This window comes from Xenorhabdus sp. KK7.4, from assembly GCF_963876465.1.
Lineage (GTDB): Bacteria > Pseudomonadota > Gammaproteobacteria > Enterobacterales > Enterobacteriaceae > Xenorhabdus > Xenorhabdus stockiae.
In genome coordinates this window covers 23,863-37,148 of sequence record NZ_CAWNQF010000065.1, presented here as the reverse complement: position 1 = coordinate 37,148, position 13,286 = coordinate 23,863, and the positions used below count along the sequence as shown (strand labels likewise).

At 42.7% G+C, this 13,286-nt stretch carries 14 protein-coding genes; 12 read left to right on the top strand and 2 right to left on the bottom strand.

Annotation, left to right across the window (positions count from 1 at the left end; genetic code table 11):
* Window positions 1–6 precede the first annotated feature (6 nt).
* From lptC to rnk, 10 genes are all read left to right on the top strand, one after another.
* On the top strand, window positions 7–600 hold the full coding sequence (lptC, locus tag AACS90_RS07180) for an LPS export ABC transporter periplasmic protein LptC (protein ID WP_099122300.1): 594 nt from the start codon (window positions 7–9) through the stop codon (window positions 598–600).
* Window positions 581–1,144, top strand: coding sequence for a lipopolysaccharide ABC transporter substrate-binding protein LptA (gene lptA / locus AACS90_RS07175; protein ID WP_099122299.1), 564 nt, complete (start codon window positions 581–583; stop codon window positions 1,142–1,144). The genes lptC and lptA overlap by 20 nt, the downstream gene beginning before the upstream one ends.
* Window positions 1,145–1,150: 6 nt before the next feature.
* On the top strand, window positions 1,151–1,876 hold the full coding sequence (gene lptB, locus AACS90_RS07170; protein WP_099109643.1) for an LPS export ABC transporter ATP-binding protein: 726 nt from the start codon (window positions 1,151–1,153) through the stop codon (window positions 1,874–1,876).
* A 302-nt stretch (window positions 1,877–2,178) separates the two neighbouring features.
* Window positions 2,179–3,618 (top strand): RNA polymerase factor sigma-54, encoded by a 1,440-nt coding sequence (gene rpoN, locus AACS90_RS07165; protein ID WP_099122298.1) that lies wholly within the window; start codon window positions 2,179–2,181, stop codon window positions 3,616–3,618.
* Window positions 3,619–3,714: 96 nt separating this feature from the next.
* Complete coding sequence (gene hpf, locus AACS90_RS07160) at window positions 3,715–4,002, top strand: ribosome hibernation promoting factor (protein ID WP_099109641.1); 288 nt, start codon at window positions 3,715–3,717, stop codon at window positions 4,000–4,002.
* A gap of 169 nt (window positions 4,003–4,171) precedes the next feature.
* Window positions 4,172–4,639 carry a PTS IIA-like nitrogen regulatory protein PtsN gene (gene ptsN, locus AACS90_RS07155; protein ID WP_099122297.1) on the top strand — a complete coding sequence of 156 codons (468 nt, stop codon included), beginning with the start codon at window positions 4,172–4,174 and terminating at the stop codon, window positions 4,637–4,639.
* Between the two features lie 106 nt (window positions 4,640–4,745).
* Window positions 4,746–5,597, top strand: coding sequence for an RNase adapter RapZ (gene rapZ, locus AACS90_RS07150; RefSeq protein ID WP_038259562.1), 852 nt, complete (start codon window positions 4,746–4,748; stop codon window positions 5,595–5,597).
* An 18-nt stretch (window positions 5,598–5,615) separates the two neighbouring features.
* A complete protein-coding gene (gene npr, locus AACS90_RS07145) occupies window positions 5,616–5,888 on the top strand; it encodes a PTS phosphocarrier protein NPr (protein WP_099122296.1) in 273 nt (90 codons plus the stop codon).
* A gap of 404 nt (window positions 5,889–6,292) precedes the next feature.
* Window positions 6,293–7,525: an alanine racemase gene (gene alr / locus AACS90_RS07140; protein ID WP_099122295.1), complete on the top strand. Its 1,233-nt coding sequence runs from the start codon at window positions 6,293–6,295 to the stop codon at window positions 7,523–7,525.
* Between the two features lie 184 nt (window positions 7,526–7,709).
* Window positions 7,710–8,120, top strand: a complete 411-nt coding sequence (gene rnk / locus AACS90_RS07135) for a nucleoside diphosphate kinase regulator (RefSeq protein ID WP_099122294.1) — start codon at window positions 7,710–7,712, stop codon at window positions 8,118–8,120.
* Between the two features lie 50 nt (window positions 8,121–8,170).
* On the opposite strand, the gene pmbA is transcribed toward rnk, so the two are convergent.
* Window positions 8,171–9,514 (bottom strand): metalloprotease PmbA, encoded by a 1,344-nt coding sequence (pmbA, locus tag AACS90_RS07130; protein WP_099122293.1) that lies wholly within the window; start codon window positions 9,512–9,514, stop codon window positions 8,171–8,173.
* Window positions 9,515–9,713: 199 nt separating this feature from the next.
* On the opposite strand from pmbA, the gene yjgA reads away from it, so the two are divergent.
* Entirely contained in the window at window positions 9,714–10,250 is a 537-nt protein-coding gene (gene yjgA, locus AACS90_RS07125) for a ribosome biogenesis factor YjgA (protein WP_099122292.1), read from the top strand.
* A 70-nt stretch (window positions 10,251–10,320) separates the two neighbouring features.
* On the opposite strand, the gene AACS90_RS07120 is transcribed toward yjgA, so the two are convergent.
* Window positions 10,321–12,027, bottom strand: a complete 1,707-nt coding sequence (locus AACS90_RS07120) for a BBE domain-containing protein (RefSeq protein ID WP_099122291.1) — start codon at window positions 12,025–12,027, stop codon at window positions 10,321–10,323.
* A 286-nt stretch (window positions 12,028–12,313) separates the two neighbouring features.
* On the opposite strand from AACS90_RS07120, the gene AACS90_RS07115 reads away from it, so the two are divergent.
* The gene (locus AACS90_RS07115) at window positions 12,314–13,267 is read left to right on the top strand and encodes a D-2-hydroxyacid dehydrogenase family protein (protein WP_099122290.1); all 954 of its coding nucleotides are present in this window, start codon (window positions 12,314–12,316) and stop codon (window positions 13,265–13,267) included.
* Window positions 13,268–13,286 lie beyond the last annotated feature (19 nt).

Below are 13,286 nucleotides of genomic sequence, written 5' to 3'. Positions count from 1 at the left end.
AAAAGAATGAGCAGAACTCAATCCTGGCTGATCGCAATACTGACTTTAATTGTGCTTGCATTGATTGGCTGGAATTTATCCAATTCAAATGAAGACGCCTCCTCACCCGTTTTGGATGAGGGTTACCCGACTTATCAAACAAAAGAAGCCACTACATTTGTTTATGATCCAGAAGGTAAACTGGTTTACAAACTAGAGGCCGATGATGTTAAGAATTATACGGAAACAAAGCTGACTTGGTTTACCAAGCCAGTATTAACAACGTTTGATGCTAACAGTAAATCCACACCACCACCGGCAACATGGACAGTACGTGCCAATAAAGCGAAACTTACCCATGATAATATGCTCTACTTATATGGGGATGTTCAGGTAGATAGCCTGAATGACGCATCACAACTGAAACGTATTACAACAGAAAACGCGACCGTCAATCTTGTGACGCAGGATGTGGCATCCGACGATAAAATTACATTAGAAGGTGTCGGTCTGAGATCTGTTGGGATGAAAATGCGCGGCAACCTGCGAGATAAAACTGCTGAACTGATTGAAAAGGTGACCACTCAATATGAGATTCCACATGAAGAACCTAATCCGTAATACCTTTATTGCCAGTACACTGGTTGCAGTCAGTTTGCCTGCACTGGCACTGAAAGATGATACCCAAAAACCCATTACCATTGATTCAGCCAGACAATCACTGGATTTAACGGGGAACATTGCCACATTTACGGATAATGTTATTGTAAAGCAGGGTTCGATTGATATCCATGCAGATAAGGTTGTTGTCACCCGCCCTGACGGGGATTCCAAAAAAACGGTTATTGAAGCTTATGGTAACCCGGCAACATTTTATCAATTACAGGATGATGGTAAACCTATCAAAGGCCATGCTTCGAAGATGCGCTATGAGATGAATAATGAGCTGATCACACTGACAGGTAATGCTTATCTTGAACAGCTCGACAGCAATATCAAAGGCGATAAAATCACCTATTTAGTGCCAACACAGCAAATGGAAGCCTTTAGTGATAAAGGTAAGCATGTTACCACCGTCCTGTTGCCTTCTCAGTTACAGGACAAAGGCCCGGGTGTTAACAATACCGGTACTAACAGCACTGAAGTTCATAAAAAGAGTAAATAACGACGTATGGCAATATTAAACGCAGACAATCTGGCAAAGTCTTATAAAGGGCGTAAGGTTGTTGAGGATGTCAGCCTGAAAGTCAAATCAGGTGAAATTGTGGGCCTGCTAGGGCCAAATGGTGCAGGTAAAACCACAACTTTCTATATGGTCGTTGGTATCGTGCCCCGCGATGCGGGTACTATTACCATTGACCATGAAGATATCAGCCTGCTGCCTCTGCATGAACGTGCCCGCCGGGGCATCGGCTACTTACCTCAGGAAGCCTCTATCTTCCGTCGGCTGAGCGTATACGATAATTTAATGGCTGTCCTTGAAATCCGCAAAGATATCAATCAGGAACAGCGTAAAGAGCGCGCTGAAGAACTGATGGAAGAATTTCATATCTCCCATTTGCGTAACAGCCTCGGTCAGTCATTATCCGGTGGTGAGCGCCGCCGTGTGGAAATCGCCCGGGCACTGGCAGCAAACCCTAAATTTATTCTGTTGGATGAGCCTTTTGCGGGTGTTGACCCAATCTCAGTCCTTGATATTAAAAAGATCATTCAACATCTGCGGGATTATGGTCTGGGCGTCCTGATTACTGACCATAATGTCCGTGAAACGCTGGATGTTTGTGAGCGCGCTTATATTGTCAGCCAGGGGCATCTGATTGCTCACGGCACACCAGAAGACATCCTCAACAATGAACAGGTTAAGCGTGTTTATCTGGGTGAAGGCTTCCGTCTTTAAGGCTCATTGTCAGTCAGCGTTCAGGGAAACTACACAATGAATTTCAAGATGCGTCGCGGCGGCAAGGGAATGACAAATTCGTCGGGAACGAATTTGCCCAGCCAAAGGCTGGCCTCCGGTGAGAGGCAGGAGCCTCTCAGTAATTCCCGGGAGCATAGATAACCGTATGTTAATAAAAACGGTGACCGGGATGAGCGAGCGCAGCCAACAAAGAGGCGACTTGAAAGACGAAGTGTATATCAGTTCGAGGGGAATCCATTCAGGAGTACTAAAGGATCAGTTCAGGAGGAAGTGAAAACGTTATGAAGCAAAGTTTGCAACTCAAACTCAGTCAACAATTGACGATGACGCCACAACTTCAGCAGGCAATCCGTTTGTTGCAACTTTCTACGCTCGAACTTCAGCAGGAGATTCAACTGGCTTTGGAAACGAATCCCCTGCTTGAACAGGAAGACACACTTCAGGAAATTGATGCTCAGGATTATTCAGATACCGAAACAACGGTTATGGATACCCTTGAAGCGCTTGAACAAAAGAATATGCCTGAAGAATTACCCCTCGATACCAGCTGGGATGAAATTTACAGCGCCGGTACACCTTCAGGAACGCGAAGTGATTACAGTGCGGATGATTTCCCCGTCTATCAGGGGGAAACCACCCAGACACTACAAGACTATCTGACGTGGCAAGCTGCGCTGACCCCTTTTACTGAAACAGATTCAGCTATAGCCACATCAATCATTGATGCTATTGACGAGACGGGCTACCTGACCGCCTCTGTCGAGGATATCCTTATCAGCATCGGCAATGATGAACTGACACCGGAAGAAATCGAAGCCGTACTCAAACGGGTACAACATTTTGATCCCATCGGAGTTGCAGCACGTGACTTACGTGAATGCCTACTCATCCAACTTTCACTGTTGCCGATAGAAACTCCCTACCTGAACGAAGCCAGACTGGTTACCAGCAAGTATCTTGAACTGCTGGGCAACCGGGATTTCCGAAATTTATTGCGCCAGAGCAAATTAAAAGAGAGTGCTCTGAAAGAAGCTATTGCTATCATACAGTCACTGGAGCCTCGGCCCGGGTTAATGGTCAATACTGGTGAATCCGAATACGTGATCCCCGATGTACTCGTCCAGAAAGAAAATGAACGCTGGCAGGTCAGGCTGAATACAGATAGCATTCCCCGCTTGTGCATTAATCAGCACTATGCTGCACTGGGGCAGCAATCTCAGAATGAGAGTGACAGCCTGTTTATCCGCAATAACCTACAGGAAGCTAAGTGGCTGATAAAAAGTCTTGAGAGCCGCAATGAAACGTTATTAAAGGTCAGTAACTGCATTGTGGAATGGCAGCAGGATTTCTTTGAGCATGGCGCAGAGTACATGAAACCACTGGTACTGGCAGATATTGCCTATCAGGTTGATATGCATGAATCCACCATTTCCCGTGTGACAACCCAGAAATATTTGCATAGTCCACGGGGAATTTTTGAATTGAAATATTTTTTCTCCAGTCACGTGAATACTGACAGCGGAGGTGAAGCTTCTTCTACAGCAATACGGGCACTGGTGAAAAAATTGGTCACGGCAGAAAACCCGGCCAAACCACTGAGTGACAGTAAACTGACCAGCCTACTTGCCGAACAGGGTATTCAGGTAGCTCGTCGGACTGTCGCAAAATATAGAGAGTCGTTATCCATCCCGCCTTCAAACCAGCGTAAAAAGTTGGTTTGAATAACATAGACCCTATGAATTTCAGGTTTGTATCGAGGCGGCTAACCACCAACAAAGAGACAGCCTGAAAGACAACGGAGAGAGAAGGAAAACACTATGCAACTCAATATCACAGGCCACAATATTGAAATCACTGATGCACTACGCAACATTGTGAATACGAAATGCGGCAAACTGGATCAATATTTCGATAAGATTAACCTTATTCAGGTCATCCTCCGGGTGGAAAAAGTGCAGAAAATCGCTGAAGCCACGGTGCATGTCAATGGAGGTGAGTTGCATGCGAGTTCAGAGCATGAAGACATGTATGCGGCAATTGATGCACTTGTTGATAAACTGACTCGTCAATTGACCAAACACAAAAGTAAATTGAGACAACATTAATAGCTTTCAGACAACAGGGCTGTCATAAGATTCTCACTGTTCTATTTGTAACCAACTAACGGCCTTCAGGCTGCTATATGCACCTGAAGGCTTAATGGTAATAACAGTGCCTCAGTACCGGATGTCTGAACTCAGGCATCCGGTATTAAAGCCCTAAGCGAATAAAGAAATGAACAACGAAACAGATTTACCACTAAGCTCAGTGCTTTCACCCGAATGTACGCGTAATAACATATCCTGTTCGAGTAAGAAGCGCGCCTTAGAGATTATCAGCGAGCTGGCATCAAAGCAGCTGAATTTACCAGAGAGTGCCGTATTTGAAGCCATCCTTTCCCGTGAGAAAGTGGGAACAACCGGTATTGGCAACGGGATTGCCATTCCTCACGGCAAACTGGAGACCGAGAGTTCAGATAATGCTGTGGGTGTATTCTTACACCTGGAACAACCAATTACGTTTGATGCTATTGATAATCAGCCTGTTGACTTGCTGTTTGCTTTATTGGTTCCATCTAATCAGTGTCAGGTACATTTACATTCACTATCCTTGATCGCAAAGCGTCTTTCAGATAAAAATTTCTGTCGGCGCCTGCGTTCGGCACAAAGTGATGAAGAGTTATACAAAATTATTACTGAATAAATAACAATTACAATTACGGTTACAATTGATTGTTGAAAAGCAATATACCCAGAGGGTATAAACGACGGCGGTTCTGATGAACCGCAAAATAAAGGGGAGTCATTTCATGGTGCTGATGATAGTCAGCGGTCGTTCTGGTTCTGGTAAGTCCGTAGCCCTGCGTGCGCTGGAAGATATGGGGTTCTACTGTGTGGATAACCTGCCGGTAGTACTACTTCCAGAGCTGGCTAATACACTGGCTGAACGTGATATTTCAGCGGCAGTCAGTATTGATGTACGCAATATGCCGGAATCCCCAGAAATTTTCGAAGAAGCACTGACAAAATTACCGGACAGCTTTTCACCACAACTTCTGTTTCTTGACGCAGATCGTAACACTCTGATCCGTCGCTACAGTGATACCCGTCGCCTGCATCCACTCTCAAGCAAAAACCTGTCACTGGAAAGTGCCATCGACAAAGAGAGCGATTTACTGGAACCTCTGCGTTCCCGGGCAGATCTGATCATTGATACCTCTGAAATGTCAGTTCATGAGCTGGCTGAAATGCTCAGAACACGTTTATTGGGCAAACGTGAACGTGAACTGACAATGGTGTTTGAATCTTTTGGCTTCAAACACGGTATTCCGATTGATGCAGATTATGTTTTCGATGTACGTTTCCTGCCAAACCCACACTGGGATCCAAAACTTCGCCCTATGACTGGGTTGGATCGTCCGGTTGCTGCGTTTTTGGATCGTCATACCGAAGTACATAACTTTATTTACCAGACCCGCAGCTATCTTGAGCTATGGTTACCCATGCTGGAAACCAATAATCGCAGCTACCTGACAGTTGCCATTGGCTGTACCGGTGGTAAACATCGTTCGGTTTACGTAGCAGAACAATTAGCTGATTACTTCCGTTCCCGTGGTAAGAACGTTCAGTCACGCCACCGTACACTGGAAAAACGTAAGTAACCTTATATAGAGCAGGCCATGACAGTTAAACAGAGACTTGAGATTAAAAACCGACTCGGTATGCATGCGCGGCCTGCCATGAAGCTGCACGATCTCGTGCAGCAGTTTCAGTCTCAGGTCATTCTGCGCAACAGCAACAATGTTCAGGCCGAAGCTCACAGCGTCATAGCCATGTTGATGCTCGATTCTGAACAAGGTAGCTACATTGAAGTTGAAGCAACGGGAGTTGATGAACAACAGGCTTTGTCAGCGATTGTGGCGTTATTCAATTCCGGCTTTGACGAAGAATAAACTTACACGATTTTGCCTGTTTGTAGCACAGACCTTCTATCACACTTTTCTCTATTTTCTCCTTCCTTTCTCATTCAGTTAATAACACCTGACTCTCTTTATTTTTCTCTTAATACTGCTTGCTAGTCTGTAATAACAGAAACAAAAGCCATATTTAAAACCAACAAAAGATAAAATAACCTTCATATATTCTGATTATAAATTTATAAACAAAGAGATATTGAGAAGTTTTGTTAATTAAATAAGCTGAACATTCCGACTATTTATAAATAGTCATCAGGTAACAATAAATGTTATTCATCAATAACTTAACCCTATGAAATAGGTTTGGAAAAAACTTATCATTAACGGGATTTTATACACAAAGAATTATACGTACAGTTCATAAACTGGAGATTTACTTCATGCGTTTTAATAAGACCACATTAGCTATCTTTCTTGGATTGACTTTATGTCAGGGCGCAGCTCAGGCGGCACCTGTGCTTTCTTTAGATAATACGCAGGCAGAACGTGTTGCGGTTAACAACAATGCCTGGGTGGAAATCAACACCACCACTTTCGAAAACAATATCCAAACACTGAAAGAAACCCTGAACAAAGACACCAAAATATGTGCAATTCTGAAAGGTGATGCTTATGGTTATGGTCTCGGTCTGCTGATGCCGTCAATCATTAAAACCGGAGTACCTTGTGTTGGGATCACCAGTAATGAAGAAGCCCGTATCGTACGTGATAGTGGTTTTACCGGCCAGCTGGTACGCGTCCGTGCAGCAATGGCAGATGAAATTGAAAGCACGCTGAGCTATGACATGGAAGAGATGGTTGGCGATCTGGAAAGCGCTAAAGCTATTGATGCCGTGGCTAAGAAACATGGAAAAGAGATCCGTGTTCATTTAGCGCTGAACACCGGTTTGATGAGCCGTAATGGACTGGAAATGAAAACCGAACAGGGCAAACAGGAAGCACTGCAAATTGCTAAGCTACCTAACCTGAAATTGGTTGGCATCATGAGCCACCATGCTCTCACTGATCTGAATGTGATCCGCGAAAGTATCAAAAACTTCAACGAACAAACGGCCTGGTTGATTAAAGAAGCAAACCTGAAAAGAGACGAAATCACTCTGCACGCATCCAGCTCTTTTGCATCACTGAGCTTACCTGAAGCCCAGTTTGATATGGCTCGCGTTGGCAGCGCATTGTACGGCATCTTGCAAGACAGCCATCCGGAGTTCAAACCTCTGATTCAGGTAAAAACCCGCGTTGCTTCTGTTAAACCATACCCTAAAGGCAATGGTGTCAGCTACGACAACACTCACATCCTGAAGCGTGATTCTATCCTTGCTAACCTGCCAGTCGGTTTCTCTGATGGTTTCAGCACTGCTCTGTCAAACAAAGCCTATGTTCTGATTAACGGTCATCGTGCACCGGTTGTCGGTCGCGTTTCCATGAATACCGTTATGATTGATGTGACTGATCTGCCTGAAGTTAAGAGTGGTGATGAAGTTGTGATTTTGGGTAAACAAGGTAACGAAGAAATTACTCAGGCTGACATTCAAAAATGGAGCGGCATGCACATTGTTGAACTGACTTCAATCTTTGGCGAAACCAACCCGAGGATCACCGTCACAGGCCTATAATTTGTCACCTGTCATAATATCTGGCTGAACCTTGTTTCATTAGCAGCACCAAACAGTTCGTGATCATGATCTCTTTATTTTCATGACAGAACAGCCTAATATCACTTTAATCACATTGAAAATAACACCCCCCTCCTTGCGTTGCGGGGTGTTATTTTGTATTGAGCCTAATTCGGAGCGTGGTATGAAAAAACCAAATATCATTATTAATGAACTAGATGCAGAACGTTTAGATTCTCTGTTGGAACAAGCTGCATTTGCCAATACCAGCATCGCAGATGCACTGAACGATGAACTGGACAGAGCGGAAATCTTACCGCCAGCAGAAATCCCGGCAGATATTGTTACTATGAACAGTGAAATTAAATTCATTGATTTTAGCAATAATGAAGAGCGTATCCGTACTCTCGTTTATCCTGCATCGCTACAGGACAGCACAAAACAGCTATCCGTCATGGCACCTTTAGGTGCTGCACTTTTAGGGTTGCGGGTTAATGACGAGATCACGTGGGAATTGCCGAATGGTGAAAAAACACGGATAAAAGTACTAGAAATACTTTATCAACCAGAAGCAGCGGGTGAATATCACCGTTAACTCACAGCCAGCCCAGTAGACCAGACTGGCTGTTGTTGATTGAGTATCCCTTATTGACCGGCGATACTCATTTCCGGCAACAGAACCGAACCACACTGAATGTTACTGCGTGTTTCGATATCATTACCGACTGTTACCATATTTGCCCACATATCTTTCAGATTGCCTGCAATGGTTATCTCACTGACGGGATACTGAATTTCGCCATTTTCGACCCAAAAACCGGCAGCGCCACGAGAGTAATCTCCTGTTATTGCGCTGACTCCCTGTCCCATCAGTTCCGTCACTACCAGACCAGTGCCCATTTCCCGCAACAGCCCAGCAAAATCCAGCCCCTGACCTTCTATACGCCAGTTATGAATTCCACCTGCATGACCGGTACTTGTCAGACCCAGTTTACGGGCAGAGTATGACGTCATCAGCCATGACTGTAATACACCGTCTTTAATAATTTCACGAGGCAGTGTGCGTACGCCTTCACTGTCAAAAGGTGTTGAAGCCAGAGCTCTCAATAAATGAGGCTGCTCCTCAATTGTCAGCCACGAAGGCAGGATTTGTTTACCCAGACTGTCCAACAGAAAGGAGGATTTGCGATAGATGCTGCTGCCACTAATTGCACCGACCAAATGACCAAACAGACCGGTAGCCACTTCTGCGGAAAAGATCACAGGTGCTTTCATCGTCGAAAGCTTACGTGCTCCTAAACGAGATAATGTACGTTGTGCGCTCTCCTGACCAACCCACTCTGGTGACTGCAATTCATCAAAGCGACGGCTCACGGTGTAGGCATAATCGCGTTCCATATTGCCGTCTTGCTCTGCAATCACACAGCTAGATGTGGAATAGCGGCTTGAGCAGTAACTCTGCAACATACCATGACTATTACCAAAGACGCGGATGCCATAGTGAGCATTAAAGCTACCACCTTCGGTATTAGTAATACGCTGATCGGCCTCTAGTGCAGCCTGTTCTGCACGGGCTGCCAGCTCAATCGCCTTATCAGCATCCAAATCAGCAGTGTGGAACAAATCCAGATCAGGCGCTTCAAACGCCAGTAACTCTTTGTCTGCCGGGCCAGCACAAGGATCAGGCGAAGTATAACGGGCAATATCAATAGCCGCCTGAACAGTACGAGCAATAGCCTCCGGGCTTAAATCAGTAGATGATGCGCTGCCTTTACGCTGCTGATTATAAACAGTAATGCCTAGTGCCCCATCACTGTTAAATTCTACATTCTCGACTTCACTGAAACGGGTACTGACGCTGATCCCCGTTGTTTTATTGACTGCGACTTCCGCAGCATCGCAACCTGCTTTCGCTAATTCCAGAGCGTGGGAAACAGCCTCTTCCAGTTGCTTACGTTGCTCCGCAATTTGTTGATTGGTAACTATCATTAATTAACCATAACCATTTAAATTAAAAGGGAATTTATCAGGAAAAGTGCTATATTCCGGCTTTCAGTATTAATGCCGTGTGGTAATCAGGCAATTTTCCCAGTTACAATAGACAATATTAGAAGATGTTAACACCCACCGGGAAATTGGTCATGTTCCAAAGTGCACCTTATCCGGCCTTTTTAGAAGGAAAACAATTATGGCAAAGCAGCCTGAAGATTGGCTCGACAATTATCCTGCTGAAGAGGAAGAAGAAGAGATAATCTGGGTCAGTAAAAGTGAAATCAAGCGGGATGCGGAAGAGCTTAAAAAGCTGGGAGCAGAACTGGTTGAACTGAGCAAAAGCGAACTGGAACGCATCCCGTTGGATGAAGATTTGCTGGCCGCTATTGAGCTGGCACAGAGAATCAAACGTGAAGGTCGCCGTCGCCAGTTACAATTGATAGGCAAACTCTTGCGTGCCCGCGATCCAGAGCCAATTACTATCGCATTGGATAAACTGAAAAACCGGCATAACCAGCAGGTTGTGATCCTGCACAAACTGGAAGAATTGCGGGATAAATTACTGGAAAATGACAATGCGCTTGAAGAAGTTGTGACACTCTATCCGCATACCGATCGCCAGCAACTACGGACGCTGGTGCGTAATGCCAAAAAAGAGAAAGCAGCAAACAAACCACCAAAATCCTACCGACAGATTTTTCAGTATCTGAAAGAATTATCTGGAACAGCATGATACTCAGACCGCCATTTCTTCAAGAAATGGCGGTTAATTAAAAACAGAAATTTCGTAAAGTATAAAAATATTATTTCAGGGGAATCGACATTTCATGACGGAAAATATTATCCCGGTCAAATATGTTTTTTACTTCAATAAGTTCTTTTGATATTTTTTCGCCATAATAAAGTGCCAGCCAGTCTGGATCTATAGTTTTATGAGTGAAATCAGTATATTTCATATCAATATCTGGATAATTTATATAGCATCCCTGATAAGGTGTATCTTCACCATCATATTTTTCATAGGGTTTTCCATTATATTCGTTAAAATATCCGTGAAAAGTAACCTGCATCCAACCAACACAATCATCGCTCAGTGCAGGATCTTTCCAATAATTCTGGAACTGTAACTTTAGCAGAGATTCCCTCTGGTAAACCGAAGTCTCTTGATTTTTATCTGCCTGATTAATACAACCACCATATGAATCTATCTGTATTAATGCTTGTTTAACAAACAATTTATCTTGATTTTCCGTTAATGCTTGATGCATCATCAATAATGAATAATCTGAGAATTTTCCTTTTTGATAGGCTGATTTATATTTTCCATATTGATTTTCGCCAGAACCATTAATAGATTGAGTCAAGTATAACCAATCCATAATCCGCACAGGTAAACCTGATAAATTATTATTATCATCATAAAACTGACTCAGAGAAACTTGATCTATCCGTGGTACTAACGGGCCATGTATTGTGGATAAATTTACTGATTGATAAGTAAAAAGATTATGATTTGCAGCAAGATCCATAGTCTTAATAAAATTGAGTAAAGGTGCATCATTAACACCTGTCTTATAAGAACCATCTTTGCCGGTATATTGTATAATAATCTCTATATTCCCTGTGGAGATATGTTGTAGTTTTAATAAGGAAAATAACCCACCATTACATTTCGTTTCATCATTATCATTCCAATATTGATCATTATCGTTAAACCATGAATAATATGCCTGAACAAATTTACTGAATGCATTTTGATCGACTACTTTATCCCACGGGTAGGTTAGCCGGATGATCCCTGCAGTACTTGGTGCATCAGGCAAATCTTTAAAATAGTAATTCAATATAATGCCAAAATTACCTCCTCCAGCCCCACAACATGCTCTGAATAATCTCTGATACCGGTCATCACTACTCTCTTTGCAGACATGGATAATCTTAAAAGTATCTTTCTCATCAGGTATAAGAATGTCGATGCCAGAAAGCCAGTCAACTATTAAGCCATGTTTACGGGACAGCAACCCATATCCTCCACCTGTGATATGGCCACCTAATCCAACAGAATAACAGGAGCCACCAGGTATTGTTTTCCCTGATATTTTATAGAGATTAACATAACTATCCCAATTTTGATTTCCTGCTGATATTTTGAAAGTGTATTGTGTTTTTTCATTATGACTTTCACTCTCATACTCAGAAGTGATTCCTCTATCCTCTTTATATTTAATTCCTGATATACCACCTATATCAATAATAACAGTATCTTGTTCTTTTTCATTACCATTAAAGGTATTATTACTCACAAATCCTTCATAACAGTGCCCCCCACTTCGAACTGTAATTCTTTTATTTTCCTTATGTATCTTTATTGCCGCAGCTAAAACATCCTGCTCATTATTACAAATATAAATCTCTGAAACATCATTATTATGATCCGGCCAGCGAAGATTAAACCCTTTTTTCAAAGTATTATATCGAGCATCTCTCTTATATATATAACTAGTTGACATAATTAGCTCCTAGCGAAATAGCTCATAATTAAAAGATAATTTAAAAATTAAAATATTAGTTTTGTTAATAAATACAAAATAAACTATAACAATAATTATTGAATATAGCCTAAATTTAGCCTCGTGATCTTAATGGATCTTAAACCAGTGAGTTGGTTTTAATGTTATTATAAAGTAATATCCGAACATAAATAATCTATACTTATTTTTAAGCACATTGAAAGTAAAACATTAAATATCGATTAAGCTCTTTTTGTTCCCGAATTCGTGAAAAGGATATTTTCAAATGCCATTAATTGTTATTCCAGATGATTATCAATCTGCAACAAAAAAGATTCAGTCTTTATATCAAAACCGTGATTTTGACATTGTCAGCCTCGGTGCAATTGATCGCGATCCTAAAGCCAGTGAGTTACTCTCTAAGGCTGACGCACTGATATTGATCCGTGAAAGAACAATTATTGATGAGAAGTTCTTATCCAAAACGCCCAACTTAAAACTGATCAGCCAGACAGGAAAGGTGGCTTACAATATCGATCTGGATTTATGTAAACAAAGGGGCATTGCTGTCGTAGAAGGTGCCGGTTCTCCTGTTGCCGCAGCAGAGTTAACCTGGCTGTTAATTCAAAGTTCCATCCGCAAATTCGTCGCTTTAGTGGAGTCGATGAAAAAAGGTCAGTGGCAAACTGAACTGGGCGATACCGTGGCTGAAAAAACCCTTGGGATCCTCGGGTATGGAAATATTGGTCAACGGGTTGCCAGATATGCACGTGCATTTGATATGAAAGTTCAGGTTTGGGGTTCAGAACGTTCACAGGAAAAAGCCCGTCGGGATGGTCTGATTGTCCCTCAGTCACGTGAAGATTTCTTTAAAACATCGGATGTTATTACCCTGCATCAGCGTCTGGTTAAAGAGACGACAGGTAATGTCACACTGACTGATCTGACTCATATGAAAAACAGTGCGGTATTAGTCAATACAGCAAGATCAGCGCTTATAGAAGACGGTGCTCTTGAAAAAGCACTTGATCTGGGTACGCCAGGTTTTGCTGCATTGGATGTTTTTGATGTTGAACCAATTTGGGATACCAGCCACACTTTATTAAAACGAGATAATGTCCTGTGCAGTCCACATATAGGTTATGTCACAAAAAGCTGCTATGACATCTATTTTGACAGCGCATTTAAGAATGTTGAGCGTTATTTCTCTGGCGATGAAAGCCACGTTGTGAATAAATAACCGCTGGCTCTATAGAGAA

Bases quoted from the DNA above. Each gene is read 5' to 3' on its own strand.
- lptC (WP_099122300.1), top strand. From the start codon at position 7: ATGAGCAGAACTCAATCCTGGCTGATCGCAATACTGACTTTAATTGTG.
- lptA (WP_099122299.1), top strand. From the start codon at position 581: ATGAAGAACCTAATCCGTAATACCTTTATTGCCAGTACACTGGTTGCA.
- lptB (WP_099109643.1), top strand. From the start codon at position 1,151: ATGGCAATATTAAACGCAGACAATCTGGCAAAGTCTTATAAAGGGCGT.
- rpoN (WP_099122298.1), top strand. From the start codon at position 2,179: ATGAAGCAAAGTTTGCAACTCAAACTCAGTCAACAATTGACGATGACG.
- hpf (WP_099109641.1), top strand. From the start codon at position 3,715: ATGCAACTCAATATCACAGGCCACAATATTGAAATCACTGATGCACTA.
- ptsN (WP_099122297.1), top strand. From the start codon at position 4,172: ATGAACAACGAAACAGATTTACCACTAAGCTCAGTGCTTTCACCCGAA.
- rapZ (WP_038259562.1), top strand. From the start codon at position 4,746: ATGGTGCTGATGATAGTCAGCGGTCGTTCTGGTTCTGGTAAGTCCGTA.
- npr (WP_099122296.1), top strand. From the start codon at position 5,616: ATGACAGTTAAACAGAGACTTGAGATTAAAAACCGACTCGGTATGCAT.
- alr (WP_099122295.1), top strand. From the start codon at position 6,293: ATGCGTTTTAATAAGACCACATTAGCTATCTTTCTTGGATTGACTTTA.
- rnk (WP_099122294.1), top strand. From the start codon at position 7,710: ATGAAAAAACCAAATATCATTATTAATGAACTAGATGCAGAACGTTTA.
- pmbA (WP_099122293.1), bottom strand. From the start codon at position 9,514: ATGATAGTTACCAATCAACAAATTGCGGAGCAACGTAAGCAACTGGAA.
- yjgA (WP_099122292.1), top strand. From the start codon at position 9,714: ATGGCAAAGCAGCCTGAAGATTGGCTCGACAATTATCCTGCTGAAGAG.
- AACS90_RS07120 (WP_099122291.1), bottom strand. From the start codon at position 12,027: ATGTCAACTAGTTATATATATAAGAGAGATGCTCGATATAATACTTTG.
- AACS90_RS07115 (WP_099122290.1), top strand. From the start codon at position 12,314: ATGCCATTAATTGTTATTCCAGATGATTATCAATCTGCAACAAAAAAG.